This window comes from Enterobacter sp. JS8-1 (genome assembly GCF_049187015.1).
GTDB classification, from domain to species: domain Bacteria; phylum Pseudomonadota; class Gammaproteobacteria; order Enterobacterales; family Enterobacteriaceae; genus Enterobacter; species Enterobacter mori.
Map to the genome: position 1 here is coordinate 2,154,767 of NZ_CP185805.1, position 21,844 is coordinate 2,176,610.

Annotated in this window: 24 protein-coding genes; 13 read left to right on the forward strand and 11 right to left on the reverse strand. The window is 54.2% G+C overall.

The window, feature by feature from the left end; translation table 11 throughout:
- Positions 1-45 precede the first annotated feature (45 nt).
- The 3 genes from ACOQH0_RS10270 to ACOQH0_RS10280 form a co-directional block, all read right to left on the reverse strand.
- Positions 46-525 (reverse strand): RrF2 family transcriptional regulator, encoded by a 480-nt coding sequence (locus ACOQH0_RS10270; protein WP_010430601.1) that lies wholly within the window; start codon positions 523-525, stop codon positions 46-48.
- Positions 526-662: 137 nt separating this feature from the next.
- Positions 663-2,051 carry a sensor histidine kinase gene (locus tag ACOQH0_RS10275; RefSeq protein WP_421512165.1) on the reverse strand — a complete coding sequence of 463 codons (1,389 nt, stop codon included), beginning with the start codon at positions 2,049-2,051 and terminating at the stop codon, positions 663-665.
- A complete protein-coding gene (locus tag ACOQH0_RS10280) occupies positions 2,051-2,728 on the reverse strand; it encodes a response regulator (RefSeq protein ID WP_421512166.1) in 678 nt (225 codons plus the stop codon). The genes ACOQH0_RS10275 and ACOQH0_RS10280 overlap by 1 nt, the downstream gene beginning before the upstream one ends.
- Positions 2,729-2,930: 202 nt before the next feature.
- On the opposite strand from ACOQH0_RS10280, the gene ACOQH0_RS10285 reads away from it, so the two are divergent.
- Positions 2,931-3,767, forward strand: coding sequence for a MipA/OmpV family protein (locus ACOQH0_RS10285; RefSeq protein ID WP_421512167.1), 837 nt, complete (start codon positions 2,931-2,933; stop codon positions 3,765-3,767).
- 355 nt (positions 3,768-4,122) lie between these two features.
- Here ACOQH0_RS10285 and ACOQH0_RS10290 read toward each other — a convergent pair whose 3' ends face one another.
- Together ACOQH0_RS10290 and ACOQH0_RS10295 are read right to left on the reverse strand one after the other, a co-directional pair.
- Positions 4,123-4,716 carry a lysogenic conversion protein gene (locus ACOQH0_RS10290; RefSeq protein ID WP_421512168.1) on the reverse strand — a complete coding sequence of 198 codons (594 nt, stop codon included), beginning with the start codon at positions 4,714-4,716 and terminating at the stop codon, positions 4,123-4,125.
- 396 nt (positions 4,717-5,112) lie between these two features.
- Positions 5,113-5,703 carry a TetR/AcrR family transcriptional regulator gene (locus ACOQH0_RS10295; protein WP_421512169.1) on the reverse strand — a complete coding sequence of 197 codons (591 nt, stop codon included), beginning with the start codon at positions 5,701-5,703 and terminating at the stop codon, positions 5,113-5,115.
- Positions 5,704-5,843: 140 nt separating this feature from the next.
- Between ACOQH0_RS10295 and ACOQH0_RS10300 the strand changes: the two genes are divergently transcribed.
- The 5 genes from ACOQH0_RS10300 (at position 5,844) to ACOQH0_RS10320 (ending at position 9,776) form a co-directional block, all read left to right on the forward strand.
- Positions 5,844-6,239 carry a RidA family protein gene (locus tag ACOQH0_RS10300; RefSeq protein ID WP_010430630.1) on the forward strand — a complete coding sequence of 132 codons (396 nt, stop codon included), beginning with the start codon at positions 5,844-5,846 and terminating at the stop codon, positions 6,237-6,239.
- A 525-nt stretch (positions 6,240-6,764) separates the two neighbouring features.
- Positions 6,765-7,349, forward strand: coding sequence for a TetR/AcrR family transcriptional regulator (locus ACOQH0_RS10305; RefSeq protein WP_348556228.1), 585 nt, complete (start codon positions 6,765-6,767; stop codon positions 7,347-7,349).
- Positions 7,350-7,539: 190 nt separating this feature from the next.
- Entirely contained in the window at positions 7,540-8,112 is a 573-nt protein-coding gene (locus ACOQH0_RS10310; RefSeq protein ID WP_421512170.1) for a DUF308 domain-containing protein, read from the forward strand.
- A 72-nt stretch (positions 8,113-8,184) separates the two neighbouring features.
- Positions 8,185-9,240, forward strand: a complete 1,056-nt coding sequence (locus ACOQH0_RS10315; RefSeq protein ID WP_421512171.1) for a catalase family peroxidase — start codon at positions 8,185-8,187, stop codon at positions 9,238-9,240.
- Positions 9,237-9,776, forward strand: coding sequence for a cytochrome b (locus ACOQH0_RS10320; RefSeq protein ID WP_330751750.1), 540 nt, complete (start codon positions 9,237-9,239; stop codon positions 9,774-9,776). Before ACOQH0_RS10315 ends, ACOQH0_RS10320 begins: the two co-directional genes overlap by 4 nt.
- A gap of 2 nt (positions 9,777-9,778) precedes the next feature.
- Here the strand turns inward: ACOQH0_RS10320 and ACOQH0_RS10325 are convergent, their stop codons facing one another.
- Entirely contained in the window at positions 9,779-10,648 is an 870-nt protein-coding gene (locus ACOQH0_RS10325; protein ID WP_042714671.1) for a LysR family transcriptional regulator, read from the reverse strand.
- 128 nt (positions 10,649-10,776) lie between these two features.
- Here ACOQH0_RS10325 and ACOQH0_RS10330 point away from each other — a divergent pair, with 128 nt between their 5' ends.
- From ACOQH0_RS10330 to ACOQH0_RS10340, 3 genes are all read left to right on the forward strand, one after another.
- Positions 10,777-11,523: a glucose 1-dehydrogenase gene (locus tag ACOQH0_RS10330; RefSeq protein WP_421512172.1), complete on the forward strand. Its 747-nt coding sequence runs from the start codon at positions 10,777-10,779 to the stop codon at positions 11,521-11,523.
- An 80-nt stretch (positions 11,524-11,603) separates the two neighbouring features.
- On the forward strand, positions 11,604-13,058 hold the full coding sequence (locus ACOQH0_RS10335; protein WP_421512173.1) for an MFS transporter: 1,455 nt from the start codon (positions 11,604-11,606) through the stop codon (positions 13,056-13,058).
- A gap of 13 nt (positions 13,059-13,071) precedes the next feature.
- Positions 13,072-13,455: a Rid family hydrolase gene (locus ACOQH0_RS10340; RefSeq protein ID WP_108416940.1), complete on the forward strand. Its 384-nt coding sequence runs from the start codon at positions 13,072-13,074 to the stop codon at positions 13,453-13,455.
- A 58-nt stretch (positions 13,456-13,513) separates the two neighbouring features.
- Here the strand turns inward: ACOQH0_RS10340 and dmsD are convergent, their stop codons facing one another.
- The 3 genes from dmsD to ACOQH0_RS10355 all read right to left on the reverse strand — a co-directional run bounded on the left by dmsD (position 13,514) and on the right by ACOQH0_RS10355 (position 17,088).
- On the reverse strand, positions 13,514-14,128 hold the full coding sequence (gene dmsD, locus ACOQH0_RS10345) for a Tat proofreading chaperone DmsD (protein WP_421512174.1): 615 nt from the start codon (positions 14,126-14,128) through the stop codon (positions 13,514-13,516).
- 94 nt (positions 14,129-14,222) lie between these two features.
- Positions 14,223-16,661: a selenate/tellurate reductase subunit YnfE gene (ynfE, locus tag ACOQH0_RS10350; protein ID WP_421512175.1), complete on the reverse strand. Its 2,439-nt coding sequence runs from the start codon at positions 16,659-16,661 to the stop codon at positions 14,223-14,225.
- Between the two features lie 133 nt (positions 16,662-16,794).
- Positions 16,795-17,088, reverse strand: coding sequence for a DUF1161 domain-containing protein (locus ACOQH0_RS10355; protein WP_100166774.1), 294 nt, complete (start codon positions 17,086-17,088; stop codon positions 16,795-16,797).
- A gap of 104 nt (positions 17,089-17,192) precedes the next feature.
- Here ACOQH0_RS10355 and ACOQH0_RS10360 point away from each other — a divergent pair, with 104 nt between their 5' ends.
- Entirely contained in the window at positions 17,193-17,903 is a 711-nt protein-coding gene (locus ACOQH0_RS10360; protein ID WP_100167084.1) for a YnfC family lipoprotein, read from the forward strand.
- Between the two features lie 167 nt (positions 17,904-18,070).
- On the opposite strand, the gene speG is transcribed toward ACOQH0_RS10360, so the two are convergent.
- Both speG and ACOQH0_RS10370 read right to left on the reverse strand, forming a co-directional pair.
- Positions 18,071-18,631, reverse strand: coding sequence for a spermidine N1-acetyltransferase (gene speG, locus ACOQH0_RS10365; protein WP_411777022.1), 561 nt, complete (start codon positions 18,629-18,631; stop codon positions 18,071-18,073).
- Positions 18,631-18,969 (reverse strand): DUF1283 family protein, encoded by a 339-nt coding sequence (locus tag ACOQH0_RS10370; protein WP_042714686.1) that lies wholly within the window; start codon positions 18,967-18,969, stop codon positions 18,631-18,633. The genes speG and ACOQH0_RS10370 overlap by 1 nt, the downstream gene beginning before the upstream one ends.
- A gap of 130 nt (positions 18,970-19,099) precedes the next feature.
- Here ACOQH0_RS10370 and ACOQH0_RS10375 point away from each other — a divergent pair, with 130 nt between their 5' ends.
- The 3 genes from ACOQH0_RS10375 to ACOQH0_RS10385 all read left to right on the forward strand — a co-directional run bounded on the left by ACOQH0_RS10375 (position 19,100) and on the right by ACOQH0_RS10385 (position 21,789).
- On the forward strand, positions 19,100-19,426 hold the full coding sequence (locus ACOQH0_RS10375; RefSeq protein WP_010430670.1) for a YnfA family protein: 327 nt from the start codon (positions 19,100-19,102) through the stop codon (positions 19,424-19,426).
- A gap of 111 nt (positions 19,427-19,537) precedes the next feature.
- Positions 19,538-20,752 (forward strand): D-mannonate dehydratase ManD, encoded by a 1,215-nt coding sequence (gene manD / locus ACOQH0_RS10380; protein ID WP_421512176.1) that lies wholly within the window; start codon positions 19,538-19,540, stop codon positions 20,750-20,752.
- A gap of 14 nt (positions 20,753-20,766) precedes the next feature.
- Entirely contained in the window at positions 20,767-21,789 is a 1,023-nt protein-coding gene (locus ACOQH0_RS10385) for a Zn-dependent oxidoreductase (protein WP_421512177.1), read from the forward strand.
- Positions 21,790-21,844 lie beyond the last annotated feature (55 nt).

The following is a 21,844-nucleotide window of genomic DNA, read 5'->3' on the forward strand; positions in this document are numbered from 1 at the left end:
AAACCGCCTTCATAGCAAGGCGGTTTTTTTTGCACTCGAGGAAAGTTAAAGGGCTTCTTTATACTTGGCGATAAGTTCAGGCACCGGATCGCAGCCGCTGGTATCGGCTTTTTTCACTTCTTCCAGCGCGCTTGCCACGGTGTGGCGCGCCAGTACCTGTAACGAAGCCTGCTCCGCTTCTTCGGAGATAGACTTGAAGTACCAGCAGGCGTTAGCGCTGACTACGCAGCGGGCCGGTACGTCAGGACGTGATGCCCACAGCTTTTTATCTTCGATGACGGAAAGGTAGATATCGCGCAGGGTGATCTCTTCCGCCGGGCGTCCAAGATGAATAGAGCCGTTACGGCCAAGCGTGGAGACGATAATACCGTCACGCGTGAGGGGAACCATCAGTTTGCGGATGAAGCTCGGGTTTGCTTCCAGACCGTAGGCCAGAATCGCACTCGTCGAACGTTCACCCAATTGCTCCGCCATTGCTACGCTGAGAACCATCTGCAAAGCTGTCGGGAAGCGGTAATCTAACATTTTTGTATCCTGGGTTGCGGTGAATCTTGTTCTTTTTGGCACCGCAGAGGTGAATAAGCAATAAACAACAATATAACAAATACGGTAATTTTTTTGAAGCAATCTGCGGCATTTGCGATCGAACACCCTGTTCCTGTTTAGCTATACGTGCGGTTCGGGAAGTCAACCGTCACCATCAGGCCAGCTTCTGCGGAAGTACTCAGGTTTACGCTGCTGTTGTGCTGCTGCGCCACCGCTTTAACGATGGCAAGCCCCAGTCCGCTCCCGCTTTGCAGTTGACTGGGATCGCGGAAAAATCGGTCGAACACGCGCTCGCGCAATTCAACCGGAATACCGGGCCCTGCATCGGAAACGCGTAGCCGCGCGGAGCCCTCTAATGTGCAGACATCGACCTGAATCCGCCCGCCTTCAGGACTGTACTTCACGGCGTTCTCAATGAGATTATCAATGAGCGACACCAGGCGCTCCCTTACGCCTGAGATCCAGATTTCATCCTCGGCGAAAAATTCCAGCTCAATCCTGCGCGCAGACGCCAGCGGTTCCAGCTCGGCCATTCGCTCTTGAATGAGCGTCGTTAGCGGCACGGGCTCCAGGTCCGTATCAAGGCGTGCTTCACTGTGCATCATCAGCAGCAACTGATTGACGAGACGCGCAGCACGACTGTTGCTGCGAACAATCCCCGCAAGCAATTCCTGTTGGCTCTCGCTGAGTACATACGATTGCAACGCTTCCACGTTGATTCGCATCGCCGCCAGCGGCGTTCGCAGTTCGTGAGCCGCATCGGCAATAAAAACCCGCTCCCTTTCCGCGCTTTCTCGTACCCTGGCAAGAAAGTCGTTAATCGCGTCGACCATCTGGCGAAGCTCCCTGTGTTTTGGTACGGCTTTTAAGGGGGAGAGATCGTCTGGCGAGCGCAATGCAATTTCATTGACCACCTTGTTCCAGGGTCGCATGGCAATGCGGATTGACAGCCACGCGGGGAACAGAAGAAAAGGGAAACAGACCAGCAGCGGCATGACGTAGTAACCGCGCGAGTTAAGGTAGATAAAGAAGTTCCAGCCACCGGCCGGGGTGAAAAGGGTGACTTCCACATCGGAATGAGCGGATTTAAGGGTTCGGCTGGTCCAGGTACGACCGTCGCTCTGAACACGCTGCATTTCCCCAAACCGGGTGTTGGTTACCCCCGTTGGTGCATCAGGCGATGAAAAAATAACCGCGTTATTTCTGCGCACGATGACGTTGATTGACAGGGCGGGGTCTTCGCCGCCGCCATAGCCCTCTCGTAACGCTTTGCTGAAGGCTGCCAGCACGGCGGTACGATCCTGCGGGTGTTCGTCCATCCGCTCGACCAGCGTAAAAAGCGTTTCATAGGTATGACTGCCCGTGAGGATGGGAGGGCTGCGCAGGTCCTCCCACAGAATGAAGGTTAAAAAGAGACACCACAGCAGGGTAAGCAGCAGCAACTGGGCGATGATAATTCGGCGTACCAGCGTCGGGCGCCTCAGGTGATACCACAGGTTTCGCATTACGTCGTCACCTTCTGAACAGCAACGGTATCAATAACATACCCGACGCCACGCACCGTTCGCACATAGCCGTCGCCAATTTTTTTTCGCAAATTTCCCATATGCACGTCGAGCGCATTACTGAGGTTCTCTTTGTTGCCGAATATCCGTTCTTCCAGAAACCGTCGCGTAATCACGCGGTCCGCACGCAGCATCAGCGTTTCAAGCAGCGCGTATTCACTGGCCGTCAGTTCGACGTGACGCGCGTTTACCGTCACGCGACGCGTCGGCATATGAAGGAATAAGCCTCGAATTTCTATCGCCTCATTCTCGAAACCGTAACTGCGCCGTGCAAGGGCTCTTACCCGCGCCAGCAGTTCGGCGAGGACAAAAGGTTTAACGAGATAGTCGTCAGCACCTGCATCCAGCCCGCACAGGCGATCCTGCAGCGTGCCTCGCGCCGTCAGGATGATGACCGGGATCCCCTTAAGCTGCTGGCGTAAGCGCGTCATGAGGCTCATGCCGTCGCCGTCGGGCAGCCCCAGGTCGAGCAAAATAAGTTCTGGCACGCAGACGTCAAGCTGATGCAGCGCATCCTCTTTACGGCGAACCCATATAACGTCAAATCCTTGATCGGCAAGGGCGATACGTACGCCATTGCCCAGATCCAGGTCGTCTTCGATGAGTAGAATTTTCACACTGGTAACTGTATCAACCGTGAATGAAGAACATCTTAAGAAAAAACGGTATCAGGAAATCTGTCCGGTTTACAGCACCCGCGCGCGCTTCAGTGTTTCTTCATTTTCGGCTCATAAGAACCTTAGGGTCAGTATTCAAAATGGGCGTTCTGGCGTTTAACCGCTTGCATCGTCACCATTTGAATCCAGAAGGACTTCTTTAATGAGAAACATCGAACTGCGTCATACGTCCCCACACTTGCTCTCGGGCCGCAGCCTGAAAAACATCGTGCCGGGCGTCGTTCTGGCGTTACTGACCACGCCAGTACTGGCGGCAGAGCAAAGCCAGGGTAACGTTTTAACCCTGGGGGGCGGCGTGGACGTCGCGCCACGCTACTCGGGTTCGGATAAAAGCCGCGTCAGTGCGGCGCAGGTGGTGGATTACGCCATGGCAAACGGCTTCTTTATCAGCACCACGCGGGGCGTCGGTTACGGCAACAACATCGGCAACCTGGATTACAGCGCCGCTGTGAGCTATCGAACAGGCCGTAAAGATAAAGACGTGAGCAGCGATTCGATCAGCTCCGGCAGCGACTACCTACGGGGTATGGGCGACATCAAAGGCTCGGCCATCGTTGTGCCTGGGCTGGGCTATAAGGTGGCCGACTGGCTTCATCTGCAGCTGCAGGCTGAGGTTCCGGTTTCTGAAAGGGACAACGGTGAGGCGGTGCATTTCGGTATTATCAGCCCGCTCTATACCTCACCAAAAAATGAGGTGACGCTGGCGCTGGCCAGCAGTTGGGGATCCGACAAGTATATGCAAACGTACTATGGCGTCAGCGCCGCCCAGACGGCCGCATCGGGGTTCGCCCGACATGACGCCGCAGCCGGAATTTATGCGTACTCGCTGAATCTTGACTGGACACACAGGCTCACCTCGCGCTGGAGCGTGCTTGCCTCAGCGGGCGCAACGCAGCTGACGGGAGATGCGGCCGATAGCCCCATTGTGCAACGCAAGACGTCGCCCACGGGGAGTTTGAAGGTGACGTACAGTTTTTGATGGTTGGTTACTTATGGAGATGAGCGCGCAATAGCGACGAATTCGAGCCGCCCCGGGAAGATGATGGGGCGGCAGTGTTTGATGCAAGGAATAATTATGGGCTATCAAAATTCACTGCGCTGAAGAGGGTCAGTTGATCCTTCACGGATGTATTTAGAACTCCTTTGTTAGTTAGCCGGGTAAGGTTTTGCGGGAAGATGGCGGACGGGGGGCGTAGGTCCGCTGTGAGCGAGGAGCGGACATTAGCCTTACAGACTACCTAAAACGCTCTCTGGAAATGTTCTAAAAGCAATAGCTCGGTTAAGCGGGATGAATACAACGCGTAGTCAGCCCGTAAGTAAATATTTATAGTTCGTTAATTCTGGAATTCTTTCATTTCAGGCTCTTTCGGATGCTCGGCTAATAAGTGGCTATAGCGTTTGAGTAAAATATTTGAAAGGTTGAGTTCATTAAGGAAGTGGCGCTCTAATGAGTAACCTTCAATTTCAAGATCAAGTCTTTTAGTATCTTTCATATTCTTTAGCGTAGCCTTTATAGCTTCCATTAGAATACTTTGCTCATGATAATAGTCCATTAGAAGTGTGATATCCTCCTTGTCAAGCTTGCTTAGCTCACTGAAGTAAGCCTTGAAAACTTTATCGCTCTGATTCGATGCGATTGTTAAGCGAGGCCCTCCTAATGATTTGAGATTAATAGCGAAAGGCTCGCCAGTAATATGCTCCGCATTTTTGTCAAAACCGATATTGCGAGTTTCATCAAGAAAGCTGAGTGTGCGATGGTTATTATATATTTCATAGGCAAGCATTGTAAGAATATTGCTTTTCTCAGACTCAACCTTCATTCCATCTTGGTAACGTGAGTAAATTATATTTCCAATGAAAAGTATCATGGCAAGAATAACTGAACTTGCTTCCCAATTAATATTTCTTAAAATATTCCTAATCAACACACTGCTCCTTAATTATCAAAATAAGTTTAGGATAATATTACGCTCACTCAAAGTCTCGTTAACTATGGCTATCTAACAATGCTATATGGTTAGTCTGGACTAAGTCGCTAATGGTCATAGAGTATCATATATGTAAAATATATTAACTAGAGTTAACTGTCTTGATGATTGATAAAACTAAATATTACCAATGTCCGCTCTTGGCACAAAGCGGGTAGATTCGGCAGATCGGTAACAATTGTCCAACAAAAATGCCAGCAATCCGTTGCCCTGAAAAGTAATCCGATAACATCCGCTCCTTCGGATAAAGAAAATATCTGCTACCGATTCACTTCTTGCTTTTCCTCCGCAGCTAAGCTTGCTCTCAGCACGAGATAACCGGGTGGGGCAGTGCGGTCACTGCTGCAACACGCCACTGACCAACAGGGTGAAAACCTCAATCGCTTTGGGCAATGCCTGCTTCGGATCGTCACTCGCGGCCACCCACTGGGCGGCATTCAGTGCGGCACCATTTAATAACCAGGCGGTGGCATCAACGTCTACCGGTTTGATGACGCCACGTTCAATCAGGTCTGAAAGGCTTTCGCGAGTGGCGTCGAGGCAGGTATTCTGACTTGGCCATTTTGTCGGATCCCCAAGAAAAGCTGGGCCATCAAGCAGAACGATACGCCGGACTTCTTCATCCAGCGCCATCTTGATATAAGCTATCCCTTCGGCCAGAAGCTTTTGCTGTTCATCACCGGATTGCGCCGCTGCATGTTTGGCGCCTTGCGCCATTTCAGAATCAATCTGGGTCACCACCGCGGCAAGTAACCCTTTTTTATCCCCAAAATTATGGTAGAGGGCGCCACGCGTCAGGCCGACGCTGGCGGTCAAATCATCCATCGAAGCTGCCGCAAACCCTTTTTCAGCGAAGGCTTTTCGTGCAGCCGCAATCAACTTTGTGCGGGTTTCTTCCATCGTTTCGGCGCGGCGTTTGGCTGCCATACGGGCTCCTTATCCTGTACGCCGCGCATGATGTTTGACATACGCGGCGTATGTGTGATTAAGTTGACATACGCCGCGTATCTTAATTCATTTATGGATGCCACGCATCCGCTGTTGCACATCCAAAGAAAGGATATGTTATGAACCAACCGAAACCTGTTTTCCCTGCAAATCGCCACGCACTCTATGAACAGCATGGTTATTCCGCAGCGATCCGCTCTGGTGATTTACTGTTTGTTTCCGGACAGGTGGGAAGCCGGGAGGACGGTACACCCGAGCCCGACTTTACTACGCAGGTAGAGCGTGCTTTTGAGAATCTCAAGGCTACGCTTGCCGCCGCGGGATGCACGTTTGACGATCTTATCGATGTGACCACCTTTCATACCGATCCGGAGAATCAATTTCCAGCCATTATGCAGGTGAAAAGCAGCATTTTCCCGAAGCCCCCGTATCCGAACTGGACAGCCGTGGGGGTTAACTGGCTTGCAGGATTTGATTTTGAGATAAAGGTTATCGCCCGCATTCCTGAACATTAAGAAGGCAAACGATGCACAGAGATATCAAGAGAAACCATATCTCACCGATCCGGAATGGCTACTCTTAACTGTTTTTGGATTCAGTCATTAGCAGCCTGACAATTCTGTCTATCATAAAAGGCGCAGCCTGATTAAGTTCCCGATCGCTTAATAGCTTCGCGGCAACGCTTAATGCGAAACGGCGAACGTCATCATTGTTCTCTACGCACGCCGTGCGGCCGCGATCTTCATTCGCGTGAATGACGTTGGATAATTCGCGAATGTTACGCACTGGGGCCGCTGGGCTGTGCCTGTCCGGAAAAGGGATAACTGCCATACACTCTCCACTACAGGGATATGTTTTGAAGTAAAACCATCCTAGTAGTAGGATGGGGTGGTGTCAATAATATCAGGCGGCTTTTTCCCGTTGGCCCTTTGCGGGTCCGGCTAATTGACATTCCTGTTGCCGCTCAGTAGGTTGTCCCGGCGGGACGCGCCTGTCACAGACAGCACATTTTTTCACTGGATTGAACACTGGAGCGTGAAATGATCGAACGTTCGCCGAAAGCGCGCGAAATTATGGCAAATACGAGGCAGTTGCTCACAACGGGTGGGTACAAAAGCTTTAGCTATGCCGATCTTGCGGAGCGCGTGGGTATCCGCAAAGCCAGTATCCACCATCATTTTCCGGGCAAAGAAGATTTAGTCAAAGCTGTAGTGCAGGAATACCGCGCAGAAGCACGGAGTGGCATGGAAGCGATGGATCGGCAAACCAACGATCCTCTGATCAAAGTGAAAGGCTATGCTGATTTCTGGTCGGCCTGCATTAAAGAGGGGGCTTCACCATTTTGTATCTGTGTGATGCTGGCCGTTGAACTTCCGACCTTACCTGCAGATATTGCCGCAGAAGTGACCGGCCATTTTAACGATCTCTCTGACTGGCTGACCGCATTACTGAGTGCTGGCGAAGCGCAAGGCGTTTTCACTCTCACTGAAAGTGCCGAAGTCGAAGCCAGGGCTCTCATGGCGGGCATGCATGGTGCCATGCTGGCAGCGCGGGCGTTTAATAATCCGCACGTCTTTGAGCAGATTGCCTATCCACTGATCGATAAGGTTCTCACCGCAGCCTGAAGGACGCCCGGTTATTGACCGGGCTGTGCCTGTTTTCAACACGTCTTTCACTTTCCCGCGCCTTGACGATCCTTTTGTAACGGTTAGCGTAAAACATATTGATCTTTTATCTACCTACTAGTAGGTTTGTTGTCGGGTGAGGCATGCTACGCTGCTTCGTTTGTTAAATATGCCAGGTTAAGAGGTCTATATGTCCGACACTATCCACCACGGGAATCATCAGAACTGGCTACAACAGTATTATTTTATCCGGACGGCTTTCTCCGTTTTATGGGTTATTGCCGTGTTCACCGCTGGCCTGTCTTCGCCTGTTGGCGCATCGATTTTGCTCATTCTTTACCCCGCATGGGATGCAATGGCGAATTATATTGATGCAAGAAAAAGCGGGGGATTTGGCCGCAACCGGATGCAGACCGTTAATATTATCGTTAGCGTTATAACAACGCTGGCCGTCGTGTTGGCTCTTAAAAGCAATATAAATGATGTCATTCGGGTATTCGGCTGCTGGGCGATATTATCCGGTCTGCTGCAGCTGGGCGCGGCAACACAGCGCTGGAAACATTATGGTGCGCAATGGAGCATGATATTAAGTGGCGCACAGTCTGCACTTGCAGGCGCATTTTTTATCTATCAGGCCCGGACGCCTGAGCCACCGTCAATAGCAAATATCGCGGGGTATGCTGCGTTTGGTGCCGTCTATTTTTGCCTGTCAGCCCTGACGTTAACATTCCGACAAAAAAGAGAAGCGAAACGGTCATGCTGATTTCAGGCACGACGCGTCATCTCCCCCTGCACGTTTCGTTTTGAAAAATCGTGAGCAGAATGAGTTAACACTATGAACAGTAAAGTACATTTAAACAGACAAACGGTTGTACGTCTGGCGCTGGTCGGAATTATTCCCCTGATCCTTTTTTTATTATTCCTGTGGACTGGCGGTTGGCTGACGCCTCAACGTCTGACGTCGGATAAGCTCGTTGATGTATTACAGCAGTCGGGTGGAGTACATAAAGGCTATCGCCGTAATCATGCTAAAGGCATGTGTGTGCTGGGCTCGTTTATCTCAAACGGGAATGCCAGTGTGCTTTCACGTGCCTCCCTGTTCAGCAAAGGTGAAACCTCTGTCACAGGACGTTTTGCCATTGCGGGCGGGGATCCGGCTGCACCGGATTATGCCGTGCCCGTTCGGAGTATGGCGCTTTCCTTTCAGCAGTCGAATGGTGAGCAGTGGCGCACCGGTATGAACGCCATGCCATTTTTCCCCGTCAGTTCCGTTGAGAGTTTCTATGAACTCCAGACGGCCACCCTGCCGGATGCCGCAACCGGAAAACCGAACCCGGAAAAATTACGTTCCTTTGTCATGAACCATCCGGAAATAAAACCGTTCTTTGCGTGGGCAAAGCAATACACACCCTCCTCAAGCTGGGCCAGCGATCGCTTTAACAGCCTGAATGCTTTTCGCCTGATTGATAAGGCAGGCCATGAACAACTTGTACGCTGGAGCATGGTGCCTCATGCCGGATTTACTCCCATAAGCGACGCCGATAAACAGAACAGCGATTTCCTGCAACAGGATCTTCAGCATCGTCTGGAACAGGGCGCGCTGAAATGGGATTTAGTGTTCACGCTTGCTCAGGCAGGTGATAAAGGCGACGACGCCACCAGGGCATGGCCAGCCGACAGGAAAACGATTAATGCCGGAACGTTAGTCTTAAACAAGGCTATCCCTCAACAGCAGGGACCCTGCAATGACATCAACTATGACCCGTTGATTTTACCCGACGGTATGGCACCGTCCGCTGACCCGATACTTAACGCACGCTCATCGGCTTATGCCAAATCCTATAACCTGCGCACCCATGAACAGGCGCAACAGAAGGGAGAGACGTTATGAAACAGGCCGTCTATTTTCATCCGGCTCTGCGCGTCCTGCACTGGCTGATGGCCGCAGCCATTCTCATGATGTTGTTTATCGGTGTTGCGATGGTCTCGACCGTCTCCTCCGCGCACAGCCTGCTGGTGTCGATCCACAAGCCACTCGGGGTGATGATATTGCTTCTGGTCATCGTGCGATTATGGCTGCGATTCACGACGGCCAAGCCCGCGTTGCCAGCGTCCATTCCGGCCTGGCAGCGCGGTATGGCCCATCTCTCGCATTGGATGCTCTATCTGATGATGGTGGCCCAGCCGCTGATAGGCTGGGCAATGCTCTCAGCAGCAGGGTATCCCGTCACGCTGGGTAACGGCATCGTTCTGCCGCCGATCATGGACATCAATAATGATCGGTATGCGATACTGCGGCCGCTTCATACCTGGGTTGCCCTGGCGTTATTCGCGATGATAATGCTTCACCTTGCCGCTGCGCTGCTTCACGCTTTCGTGCTGCGAGACGGTGTCTTCAGCAGTATGACTGGCCACCGTAAACCCTAGGCTCATGCTGTCGCCGTGGCGGGATCGGCAAGCATCGTATCGGCGATATCCATCATGACCCGCAGGCGATCCATATGCCGGAGATCGGAGTGATACCCTACCCAGATATCTTTGGACGGCGGTGGCTCCGGCATGCTGATGGCCTGCAACCCGGTGATGGCATCACCCAATGGACGCGGTAATACGGCGATGCCCATCCCCCGACTGCACATCTGCGCCTGCACGGCCCGGCTGGTGCTGGTGAAGACGCGCGGGGAATGTGGGAACCTGTCCAGCAGCCAGGCCACGTCAGAAAAGTGGGATTGGGCCGTATTCATCAGAATCAGCCCCACTGCGGCCGGGTCGTGTCGGGCGATATCGGCGATGTCTGGCGTCCCGTAAAGCGCATAGGGAATGCGCATCAGGCGGCGCTGGACTATATCGGGTTCGGTAAAGGGCACGATTCGAAACGCAATGTCGGCATCACGTCGCGACAGATTGAGTAAGCGGTAGCTCGCGATAAGTTCAGGGACAATCGCCGGATGACGACGCGTCAGTTCGCTCAGGACAGGCGCCAGAACATAGTTCGCAAACCACTCTGCTGACGATATCCGTAAGAGGCCTTCAAGACGGTCGTGATTTCCTGCCAGGCGTCGTTCCATCGCCAGCGCGGAGTTTTCTACCGCTTCTGCCAGCTTCAGAACCCTGTCGCCCGCGTCGGTCAGGACCAGGCCCTCCTTGGTCCGGCGAAAGAGGGCTTGCTGCGCCTCATCCTCAAGCGCCTTTATGCGACGACCCACCGTAGGATGGCTCACGCCAAGGCTTCGGGCCGCTTCGCCGAAAGAGCGCTTACGCATAACTGCAAGAAATACCCGGACATCACCCCATTCCATGTCAGTCTCTCACCGTACAAAAATGAACATTGAATATACAAAAGTGGCAGTTCTAAAACAACTTTGTCGATATCAATATGACCTTCTCAACCACACCGCCACGGGCGGCAAATCAGGAAGCTGAAGACATGAACAAATTAAAAGACAAAGTTGCCATCGTCACCGGTGGCTCCAAAGGTATCGGAGCAGGTATTGCTCGTCAGCTGGCGGCTGACGGCGCGAAGGTCATTGTTAATTACGCCTCAAGCAGAAGCGATGCGGATAAGGTCGTTGCCGATATCGAAGCCGCGGGTGGAAAGGCCATGGCGGTTGCGGCGGACATCACCTGCCAGTCCGAGGCTGAGGCGCTGATCAACGCGGCTGTAAGCCATTACGGGCGGCTGGACATTGTGGTGAACAATGCAGGCGTTTATGCCTTCGCGAGGATTGAAGAGAGCACCGAGGCGTTGTTTCGCAGGCAGTTTGATATCAATGTGCTGGGCCCGTTGCTGGTGGCTGGGGCGGCTGCGCCGCATCTGACAAAAGGCAGCAGCATCATCAATATCAGCTCATTCGTCACCCGCGTCTTTATTCCCGAGAGCGCCATCTACAGCGGCACCAAGGGCGCGATTGACGCCATTACCGGCGTGCTCTCACGCGAACTCGGCCCGCGCGGCATTCGCGTCAACGCGGTCAATCCCGGCCTTATCGAAACGGAAGGGAGTCATAGCTCGGGCGCGATGAACTCGGATTTCCAGACATGGAATGAAAGCCAGACGCCGCTTGGCCGCATCGGCCAGGTGCAGGATGTGGCCCCGATTGTTTCATTTCTCGCCTCAGACGACGCGGCCTGGGTGACCGGTGAGGTGATTCTGGCCTCTGGCGGCATGCGTTGAACTAAGCCACGCTGCGGCAGCCCACAATCCACAATAATGTCTCTTAACGGGGCACGGAACCGTTATCTATGGAGTGTTCTATGTCGACACATACCCTCACGCAAGCCGAGCCCCGTCGCTGGGCAATGTTTATTATCCTGCTGGTTGGCGCATTTTTGCCTCCGCTCGATTTTTTTATTGTCAATGTGGCACTGCCTGCAATTCAGGGCGAGCTGAGCGCCACGTCCTCAGCTGAACAGCTCGTCATTTCGTCCTATGCTGCCGTTTACTCGGTAACATTAATCACCGGCGGACGGTTGGGGGATATTTACGGTCGCGGGAAGATGTTTTTTCTGGGGCTCATCGGTTTTGCTGCGGCATCGCTGTTGTGCGGTTTAGCCTGGTCACCGTGGGTTCTGATAACCGGACGCATATTACAGGGCGCCACGGCCGCGATTATGGCTCCGCAGGCGCTGGCTTCCGTTCAGGCTATTTTTCCGGAGGCGGAAAAACCGCTCGCGCTGAGTATCTATGGCGCGGTGTTTGGTCTGGCTTCCGTTATCGGGCAGGTATTGGGCGGAGCCCTGCTTTCAGCGGATCTGTTTCACCTGGGATGGCGGGTTATTTTTCTGGTTAACCTGCCGGTGGCGATGTTGGTCATTCTTTTTGGACTGCCGCTGCTAAAAGAGACGCGCGCGCAATCTGCACAGCGTCTGGATCCCGTCGGTATGCTGCTGGCAACCGTCACGCTGAGTGCGCTGATTGTACCGTTAATTGAAGGCCGCGAGGCGGGATGGCCCTGGTGGACGTGGCTGTCATTTCTTGCTGTGCCTCTGCTGGCCTGGCTGCTGTGGCGTTATGAGCGGCATCTTAGCCAGAGCGGTGGTTCACCGCTACTCGATCCTTCCATGCTCCGCGCGCCGGGGCTGGGGCGGGGGCTCACAGTCGTTTTGCTGTTTTATTCGATTGGTGCCTTCTTTCTGTTATTTTCTGTTTATCTCCAGGATGCGTTGCATATAAACGCCCTGACGGCGGGACTGATTTTTCTGCCCTTTGGCATCGGCTTTCTGATCGGACCATTGCTGACGCCGTACATGAGGCGTTTTGTCGGAAATTACTTAAGCGCCATCGGGATGGGCTGCGAGACGGTGGGGCTGGCAGGCCTTGCGTGGCTGGTTGCCCACACGCTGACAGGGCGCCCGCCAGCCATGTTGCCGCTCGCGGCACTGCTTTTTGTTACCGGTCTTGGACAGGGGCTGGCGATGCCGACGCTGGTGCGCATGGTGACAGGCCGCGTGGCGCCAGCGTTCTCAGGCATGATCGCCGGCGTGACCAGCTCGACTCTGCAAATCAGCACCGCGCTGAGCGTTGCCATCATCGGCGGCATTTTTTACAGCATGTTAGACGCTGGAAAAAGTGAAGCCACTATCACGCATGCCTTTATCGTCTCCCTTTTGACAATGGCGGTATGCCTTGCCATAGGCGCAGGACTCAGCGTCCGGCTTATCAGGTATGCTTCGTGGGGACATTTTCCTGAGCATAAATCAACGTGTTAAAAGAGACATCATCATGAAAAAATCGATAGTTCCTGACGCATTCCAGCATTACTTCGATGACTGGCACTTTTCCCCCGTCATCGAAGCCGATGGCACTGTCTATCTCTCAGGAGTGACCGCAGCGCGCAGGGACAAACCCATAAGCAAGGAGCCGGAAGAACAGTTTCATGATGCTTTCTATAAGCTGGGTGTGTATCTGAAAGCCGCTGGCTTAGGCTATGAAAACATTCTGGAGATGACCACTTTTCATATTGATCTCAAGAAACATATCGCTGTTTTTTCTAAAGTGAAGGATGAGTATGTCAAGGCGCCATACCCGGCATGGTCTGCCATCGGTGTATCAGAGTTCATTCCGGAAAATGCCCTGGTGGAAATGCGGATCGTGGCAAAAAGATAGTTTCGGTCGTATGGGCTAAAAAGAAGGCTTGCTCGCCACCCGCGAGCAAGCCACTTCCTTAGCGGTACAGCGTCTTTTCCGCAACCGGAATAAGTAACGCAGAACGCCAGTCCGCGAGCGTCAGCTGCGCGAGCTGACCCAGTGCGGTATAAAACGGATGCCCTGCGTTGTCGACAAACACCGACAGGAAGCGGGTGCTCCACGGCAGCAGGTGCCACGCCAGAAGCCGATCGCACTCCGCTTCGCGGCCATTCTCGGCCAGCCACGCCGCCAGCAGCAGCAAGGTGCCGAAATGGTCTTCCGGTTCATTTTGCTGCATCTCAAAAGCGATATTATTCTCACGCATCCACTGGCGCAGCGAGAGCGTCGAGTCGCCAAACAGCACGGATTCGCGGTCAAGCCAGACGGAACCCCACGGCGGTGCGGGCAGGGCATAAGGGCCAATAAACAGCCGTTGCCACGCGTCCGTCAGCGTCTCATCGGAAGAGGAGGCAAAGGTATCGGCAACGGGCTGCAGCAATTCGGGAGGCAGGGGCCAGTCCTGAACCCAGTCGCCCGCGGTGAGGGCCCGCACCAGCGGCGCAGCCTGCTCGCTGTCGGGAGAAAAATAAAACAGTGCGCCCAATACCCGGGCACTAAACGCGAACGATTCACGTGGTGAGACATCTCTCATTACAACCTTCCTTTCTCGCGCGGAAGATGTCCGCGCGATTGTGTTAACCGATAATACTGACCATAGAATAACCCAGGGTCTTGCGTTTCACCCTCTACACCTTCTCGATCTGCACCAGATTGGTGTGCTGCGGGTTGCCTTTTGCCAACGGTGACGGGCGGTGCGTGGTCAGCGTGTTGATGCACGAACCGTGGTCGATACGATCGCCACTCATATCGGCATCGTGCCACGCCCCCTGGCCCATGGCGCTCACGCCGGGCATGATGCGTGGCGTCACTTTCGCTTCAATTCGCACCTCGCCGCGACGATTAAAGACGCGCACCGTATCGCCGTTCTTGATGCCGCGTTTTTCGGCATCGACAGGATTAAGCCAGACCTCCTGGCGGCAGGCCGCTTTCAGCACGTCGACGTTGCCGTAGCTCGAGTGGGTACGGGCTTTGAAGTGGAAGCCAAACAGCTGCAGCGGGAACTGCGCGCGCTCGGGGGCATCCCATCCGTCAAAGGTCGATGCGTAGACGGGAAGGGGGCTGATGGTCTCATCCTTTTCCAGCTCCCAGGTGGCGGCAATGTCTGCCAGCTTGCTGGAGTAGATTTCAATCTTGCCCGATGGCGTTTTCAGCGGATTGGCCTCCGGGTTCTCGCGGAATTTTTTATAGGCCACAAAGTGTCCGTTCGGATCGTTGCGCTTATAAATGCCCATTTTTTTCAGCTCGTCATAGGACGGAAGCTTGGGGTCTTTCTCAAGCATTTTGGCATACAGATACTGCAGCCACTGTTCCTGCGTGCGTCCTTCGGTGAATTTCTGATGGATGTCCGGCCCGAGGCGTTTTGCCACTTCGCTCATGATCCAGTAGATAGGCTTACGCTCAAACTTCGGCGCGGTCACGGGCTGGAGGAAAATCAGGTAGCCCATGTTGCCTGCATAATCGTTAGGAATAATGTCTTCCTGCTCGACGGTCATCAGGTCCGGCAACACGATATCGGCGTACTTCGCTGACGAGGTCATGAAGTTGTCGATGACGACAATCATTTCGCACTTGCTTTCGTCCTGCAGGATCTCGTGAGTTTTATTGATATCAGAGTGCTGGTTAATAATGGTGTTGCCCGCGTAGTTCCAGATGAACTTAATCGGCACGTCCAGCTTATCCTTACCGCGCACGCCGTCGCGCAGGGCGGTCATCTCCGGCCCACGGGCGATGGCGTCCGTCCAGCTGAAGCAGGAGATTTGCGTTTTGACCGGGTTTTCCGGGAGCGGCATACGTTCGATGGTGATGGTGTAGGTCGACTCACGCGCGCCGCTGTTACCGCCGTTAATCCCCACGTTTCCGGTGAGGATTGGCAGCATCGCGATGGCGCGGGACGTCAGCTCGCCGTTCGCCTGGCGCTGTGGTCCCCAGCCCTGACAGATATACGCCGGTTTTGCGGAGCCGATTTCGCGGGCAAGCTTAACGATGCGATCCGCTGGAACGCCGGTAATACGTGAAGCCCACTCAGGGGTTTTCACCGTGTGGTCATCACCCTGACCGAGAATATAGGCTTTGTAGTGACCGTTAGCAGGAGCGCCTTCCGGCAGCGTTTTTTCGTCATAGCCGACGCAGTATTTATCCAGGAACGGCTGGTCCACCAGGTTTTCGTCGATCAATACCCACGCGATGCCCGCAACCAGGGCGGCATCGGTACCCGGACGAATAGGGATCCACTCGTCTTCACGTCCGGCGGCGGTGTCCGTGTAGCGCGGATCGATGACGATCATGCGCGCGTTGGAGCGTTCGCGAGCCTGCTCCAGATACCAGGTAATCCCGCCGCCGCTCATGCGCGTTTCAGCCGGATTATTGCCGAACATCACCACTAGTTTGGTGTTTTCAATGTCAGAGGTGCTGTTCCCGTCGTTGCTGCCGTAGGTGTAAGGCATCGCGCAGGCGATTTGCGCCGTGCTGTAGGTGCCGTAGTGGCTCAGGAAACCGCCGTAGCAGTTCATCAGGCGCGCCACCAGCGAAGCGTAAGGGGAGGAGCGGGTGATGTTGCCGCCGACAATGCCGGAGGAGTAGTTAATGTAAACCGCTTCGTTGCCGTATTTGTCGACCACGTCTTTCAGGCTGGCGGTGATGGCGTTCAGCGCTTCGTCCCATGTGATGCGCTCAAACTTGCCTTCGCCGCGTTTGCCCACGCGTCTCATCGGGTAGTTCAGACGATCGGGGTGATTGATACGACGGCGAATAGAACGTCCGCGCAGGCAGGCACGCACCTGATGGTTACCGTAAATATCCTCGCCGGTGTTGTCCGTTTCGACCCAGTAGACTTCATCGTCGCGAACGTGCAGGCGCAGTGCGCAGCGGCTACCGCAGTTGACCGAACAGGCTCCCCACACCACTTTATCTTCCGCAGGCTGGACGGCGTTTTGCACTGCAGCAGCGGCAGTTTTCAAACCAAACGGTAATGTGAGTCCACCCGCGGCAAGCGCCAGTGAACCCATCGCTGTAGATTTAACAAGTGTTCGGCGGCTAATACCGCCGTGATGATCGACCTCAGACATGGCTCACCCCAACATTGAGATTACGTATTATTTTTACCCGTGATTACAACCGGGCTAATGATGGGGTGAGTGTTACTTATTTTGAGGTACTAAATGTTAATCCTTATCAAACCAATGGACATTGAGCGGGAAGTTACTGAGGTTCACTCGGTGCATTGTCCTGGCTGCCAGAGGCAGCGCCACTTCCTGTGCGGGTGTATAAAATTTTAAAGGTGTCGTTGGCGCAATGCCCAACCACCTGCGCATCCGGCTGATCTGCCTGATCGTTTGGCACGATGTTCAGCGTAAAGCCAGACTCAGGCACGCCGTTGTTGACGATCTTCTGCTGAATGTCGCTTTTCACGCGCTCGCAGGAATCCGGTGCCGCCAGCGCGGCCGTTGAAGCACTCATTAACAGCAGGGCGGTAATCCAGGGTAACCGTTTCATCTGTAGCTCCTTTCTCTGTGTATTGATTAATTTTAGCAGGGTTCGTGTAAACATCTGTATTTGCTAATATGATTGGGAATAATCTCTCTGAAACGGTAATAAATGTGAAGAAATACGCAGCGATAACGCTACTGGCAGCAACACTGGTGGGATGCGACAACAACTCCGCGCCGCTGTCGTATACGCCTGAGATGGCGAGCTTTTCTAATGAATTCGATTTCGACCCGCTGCGCGGTCCGGTGAAAGACTTTACCCAGACACTGTTTAACGACAAGGGCGAAGTGTCAAAGCGCGTGACCGGTACCCTGTCGACAGAAGGGTGCTTTGATACGCTGGAACTGCACGATCTTGAGAACAACACCGGCGTGGCACTGGTGCTGGATGCAAATTACTACCTGGATGCCGAAACCCAACAGCAGAAGGTGAAGCTGCAGGGGAAATGTCAGTTGGCGGAATTACCCTCAGCCGGGGTGACGTGGGAGACCGACGATAATGGATTCGTCGTCGCGGCGCACGGCAAAGAGATGGAAGTGAAGTACCGCTACGATGCGGATGGCTATCCGCTGGGCAAAACCACCGTTTCTGGGGACCAGCACTTATCCGTACAGTCGACACCGTCGAAGGATCTGCGCAAAAGAATGGACTTCTCGGCCGTGAGTTTGTTGAATGACAAGCCGCTCGGGAATGTGAAGCAGAGCTGCGACTACGATAGACATAATAACCCGGTGAGTTGCGATCTGACGATCACCGATGACAGCGTTAAGCCCGCCGTTGAGCGCAAGTACACCATTCAGAACAGCATCGACTACTACTGAGCGGCCAGAGCGCTGACAACATGCATTTTGAGCGTTTCGCCCAGCGGCGCTACGCTTGCACGGGCCGACAATGAAGCGTGCAACATATTGATATTCTTGCACCATGTAGGCCGGGTAAGCGCAGCGCCACCCGGCAAGAAAGAGAGCTCAATGGGGGAGCGTCACTCTCATTGCGCGGTAGGTTTCAGCAGGGTGGCGCCTGACGGCTTGTGTCCGGCCAGGTGCTGGTGCTGGAAGATGCACATGCGGATGGTGTTGCGGTATTCGCCATTGATAAAAAACTCATGAATCAGTTCACCTTCCACCATAAAGCCCAGCTTGCGGTAGATATGGATCGCTTTCTCGTTCTCTTTATCCACGATGAGATAAAGCTTGTAGAGGTTCAGGACGTTGAATCCGTAATCCATCGCCAGCTTTGCCGCCCGTGAGGCAAGACCTTTCCCCTGGTGCTCAGGCGAAATGATGATCTGAAACTCCGCCCGGCGGTGAACGTGGTTGATCTCCACCAGCTCGACCAGACCGGCTTTTTCACCTTCACACTCCACCACAAAACGGCGTTCGCTCTGATCGTGAATGTGCTTATCGTAAAGATCCGACAGCTCGACGAAGGCCTCGTAAGGCTCTTCGAACCAGTAGCGCATCACGCTGGCATTGTTGTCGAGCTGGTGTACGAAACGGAGATCTTCACGCTCCAGCGGACGAAGCTTAATGTCATACAGTGCAGGCATCAGGGTGCAACCGTGCGGCCAGTGCGGCGATCCAGGCAGCGCAAGGTGTTTGGCTCCCAGTAGGCGTTGACGTTGGCGCTTTGCTGGCACTTATCACGCGCGTCGAAAGCGACATCTTCTTTGTCCCACTCTTTCTCGGCACGCGTGTTGACCTTCTGACGAAGGCTGCGAGTGTCATTCCATTGTTCTTTGTCCATCGCCGCGTTCTGACGGCTTTGTGCGCTATCGCCGGATTCAATAATCAGCTTGCTGGTTTCGGCTGTCGCCGTCGCGGTGAAAGCGAGCGTTGACAGCGCCAGCGCGGCGGTCAGACAAAGGCGTTTGCTTAATGTAGTCATAGCGTTTCCTTTTTAATGGGGGCAGATAATCACGTTACCCTGTTCAGATTCTACACCAAAGCGAGATAGCGTCATACCCGCGGTTATCATCGGGTAAGATGGTTAAATCAATCCTCACCAGAAGAGAATTATGTTCAAAACCACGCTGCTTTTTTTTGCCACCGCGCTCTGCGAAATCATCGGCTGCTTTTTGCCCTGGCTTTGGCTGAAGAAGGGGGCATCCGTGTTGCTGCTCATCCCCGCGGCTGTTGCGCTGGCGCTGTTCGTCTGGCTGTTAACACTGCATCCGGCCGCAAGTGGACGTGTCTACGCCGCGTACGGCGGTGTCTATGTCTGTACTGCGCTGCTGTGGCTACGCGTCGTGGATGGGGTCAAACTCAGCGTCTATGACTGGGCCGGTGCCCTGGTTGCGCTCTGCGGGATGCTGATCATCGTGGCGGGATGGGGGCGCACCTGAGCGCTCTGATTTTGTGATCTCTCGCTGATATTATGATCAATATACTTGTATGGTAGTTGCGTAATTGCGTAAATTTCCTGCATCACAACATGCGATGTAAGGAAATGGATTATGAAGATTGTCGGGGCTGAAGTCTTTGTCACCTGCCCAGGGCGTAACTTTGTCACCCTCAAAATCACCACTGATGAGGGGATCCTGGGTCTTGGCGACGCCACCCTGAACGGACGCGAACTCTCTGTAGCGTCCTATTTGAAAGATCACCTGTGTCCCCAGCTGATTGGCCGTGATGCCCACCGCATCGAAGACATCTGGCAGTTTTTCTATAAAGGGGCTTACTGGCGTCGCGGCCCGGTCACCATGTCGGCCATCTCCGCCGTTGATATGGCGCTCTGGGATATCAAAGCGAAAGCGGCCAACATGCCGCTCTATCAGCTGCTGGGCGGCGCATCCCGTGAAGGGGTAATGGTCTACTGCCACACCACCGGGCACACCATTGACGACGTGCTGGAAGATTACGCCCGTCATAAAGAGATGGGCTTTAAGGCGATCCGCGTGCAGTGCGGCGTGCCGGGCATGAAAACCACTTACGGCATGTCCAAAGGGAAAGGCCTTGCCTACGAACCTGCCACCAAAGGCGACTGGCCAGAAGAGCAGCTCTGGTCCACTGAGAAATACCTCGATTTCACACCAAAGCTGTTCGACGCGGTACGCAGTCAATTCGGTTTCAACGAACATCTCCTGCACGACATGCACCATCGCCTGACGCCAATCGAAGCGGCGCGCTTCGGCAAGAGCATTGAAGAGTTCCGCATGTTCTGGATGGAAGACCCAACGCCTGCGGAAAATCAGGAATGCTTCCGCCTGATCCGCCAGCATACCGTCACGCCAATTGCGGTGGGTGAGGTGTTCAACAGCATCTGGGACTGCAAGCAGCTGATTGAAGAGCAGCTTATCGACTATATCCGAACCACCATCACTCACGCGGGCGGGATCACCGGGATGCGCCGCATTGCAGACTTCGCCTCGCTCTACCAGGTGCGCACCGGCTCGCACGGACCGTCCGATCTGTCGCCAATATGTCACGCCGCCGCGCTGCATTTCGACCTGTGGGTGCCGAATTTCGGCGTGCAGGAATACATGGGCTACTCCGAACAGATGCTGGACGTCTTCCCCCACAGCTGGCGCTTTGATAATGGCTACATGCATCCGGGCGACAAACCGGGGCTGGGCATTGAGTTTGATGAAAAACTGGCCGCGAAATACCCCTATGACCCGGCCTATCTGCCGGTGGCCCGTCTTGAAGACGGCACGCTGTGGAACTGGTAACCGAGGAACGAACGATGAAAAGCGTAGTGATTCAACAGCCGAACCAGCTGGTGATTGAAGAGCGTCCACGCCCGGAGCCAGGCGCAGGGGAAGTCCGCGTCAAAATCATGCTGGCAGGGATTTGCGGTTCAGACAGCCATATCTACCGTGGACATAATCCGTTTGCGAAATATCCGCGCGTGATCGGCCACGAGTTCTTCGGCGTGATTGACGCCGTGGGCGAGGGCGTCGACAGCGCGCGACTGGGTCAGCGCGTCTCGGTTGATCCGGTGATCAGCTGCGGACACTGCTACCCGTGTTCCGTCGGGAAACCGAACGTCTGCACCTCACTGGTGGTACTGGGCGTCCACCGCGACGGCGGCTTCAGCGAATATGCGGCTGTGCCCGCTAAAAATGCCTGGCCCATCCCGGATGCGATCCCGGATAAACACGCCGTCATGGTTGAACCCTTTACCATTGCCGCCAACGTGACGGGGCAGGCGAAACCCACCGAACAGGATGTTGCGCTGATTTACGGCGCGGGCCCGATGGGGCTGGTCACCGTGCAGGCGCTGAAGGGCGTTTATAAGGTGAAGCAGGTTATCGTCGTCGACCGCATTGATGAGCGGCTGGCAATGGCTCAGCGCAGCGGCGCGGACTGGGTCTTTAACAACGGCGAGCAGTCGCTGCAGGCCGTACTGGAAGAAAGGGTCATCAAACCGACGTTAATCATTGATGCCGCCTGTCATCCATCGATTTTACAGGAAGCCATTACCCTGGCCTCCCCGGCGGCGCGCATCGTGCTGATGGGCTTCTCCAGCGAGCCGAGCCAGGTTGTGCAGCAGGGCATCACCGGCAAAGAACTGGCGATCTTCTCATCGCGTCTCAACGCCAACAAATTCCCGGTCGTGATTGACTGGCTGGAAAAGGGGCTGATCGACCCGGAAAAACTGATCACCCATACCTTTGACTATCACCACGTAACAGACGCCATCGAACTGTTTGAAAAAGACCAGCGGCAGTGCTGCAAAGTCTTGCTCACGTTCGGTCAATTATAAAACACACGGTTAAGAGCCTGCGCAGACAGGCTCTATGTGGTACGCATCTTACCCT

Excerpts from the sequence above, each read along its gene's own strand:
- ACOQH0_RS10270 (WP_010430601.1), bottom strand. The coding sequence starts at position 525 with ATGTTAGATTACCGCTTCCCGACAGCTTTGCAGATGGTTCTCAGCGTA.
- ACOQH0_RS10275 (WP_421512165.1), bottom strand. The coding sequence starts at position 2,051 with ATGCGAAACCTGTGGTATCACCTGAGGCGCCCGACGCTGGTACGCCGA.
- ACOQH0_RS10285 (WP_421512167.1), top strand. The coding sequence starts at position 2,931 with ATGAGAAACATCGAACTGCGTCATACGTCCCCACACTTGCTCTCGGGC.
- ACOQH0_RS10295 (WP_421512169.1), bottom strand. The coding sequence starts at position 5,703 with ATGGCAGCCAAACGCCGCGCCGAAACGATGGAAGAAACCCGCACAAAG.
- ACOQH0_RS10300 (WP_010430630.1), top strand. The coding sequence starts at position 5,844 with ATGAACCAACCGAAACCTGTTTTCCCTGCAAATCGCCACGCACTCTAT.
- ACOQH0_RS10305 (WP_348556228.1), top strand. The coding sequence starts at position 6,765 with ATGATCGAACGTTCGCCGAAAGCGCGCGAAATTATGGCAAATACGAGG.
- ACOQH0_RS10310 (WP_421512170.1), top strand. The coding sequence starts at position 7,540 with ATGTCCGACACTATCCACCACGGGAATCATCAGAACTGGCTACAACAG.
- ACOQH0_RS10315 (WP_421512171.1), top strand. The coding sequence starts at position 8,185 with ATGAACAGTAAAGTACATTTAAACAGACAAACGGTTGTACGTCTGGCG.
- ACOQH0_RS10320 (WP_330751750.1), top strand. The coding sequence starts at position 9,237 with ATGAAACAGGCCGTCTATTTTCATCCGGCTCTGCGCGTCCTGCACTGG.
- ACOQH0_RS10325 (WP_042714671.1), bottom strand. The coding sequence starts at position 10,648 with ATGGAATGGGGTGATGTCCGGGTATTTCTTGCAGTTATGCGTAAGCGC.
- ACOQH0_RS10330 (WP_421512172.1), top strand. The coding sequence starts at position 10,777 with ATGAACAAATTAAAAGACAAAGTTGCCATCGTCACCGGTGGCTCCAAA.
- ACOQH0_RS10335 (WP_421512173.1), top strand. The coding sequence starts at position 11,604 with ATGTCGACACATACCCTCACGCAAGCCGAGCCCCGTCGCTGGGCAATG.
- ACOQH0_RS10340 (WP_108416940.1), top strand. The coding sequence starts at position 13,072 with ATGAAAAAATCGATAGTTCCTGACGCATTCCAGCATTACTTCGATGAC.
- dmsD (WP_421512174.1), bottom strand. The coding sequence starts at position 14,128 with ATGAGAGATGTCTCACCACGTGAATCGTTCGCGTTTAGTGCCCGGGTA.
- ynfE (WP_421512175.1), bottom strand. The coding sequence starts at position 16,661 with ATGTCTGAGGTCGATCATCACGGCGGTATTAGCCGCCGAACACTTGTT.
- ACOQH0_RS10355 (WP_100166774.1), bottom strand. The coding sequence starts at position 17,088 with ATGAAACGGTTACCCTGGATTACCGCCCTGCTGTTAATGAGTGCTTCA.
- speG (WP_411777022.1), bottom strand. The coding sequence starts at position 18,631 with ATGCCTGCACTGTATGACATTAAGCTTCGTCCGCTGGAGCGTGAAGAT.
- ACOQH0_RS10370 (WP_042714686.1), bottom strand. The coding sequence starts at position 18,969 with ATGACTACATTAAGCAAACGCCTTTGTCTGACCGCCGCGCTGGCGCTG.
- ACOQH0_RS10375 (WP_010430670.1), top strand. The coding sequence starts at position 19,100 with ATGTTCAAAACCACGCTGCTTTTTTTTGCCACCGCGCTCTGCGAAATC.
- manD (WP_421512176.1), top strand. The coding sequence starts at position 19,538 with ATGAAGATTGTCGGGGCTGAAGTCTTTGTCACCTGCCCAGGGCGTAAC.
- ACOQH0_RS10385 (WP_421512177.1), top strand. The coding sequence starts at position 20,767 with ATGAAAAGCGTAGTGATTCAACAGCCGAACCAGCTGGTGATTGAAGAG.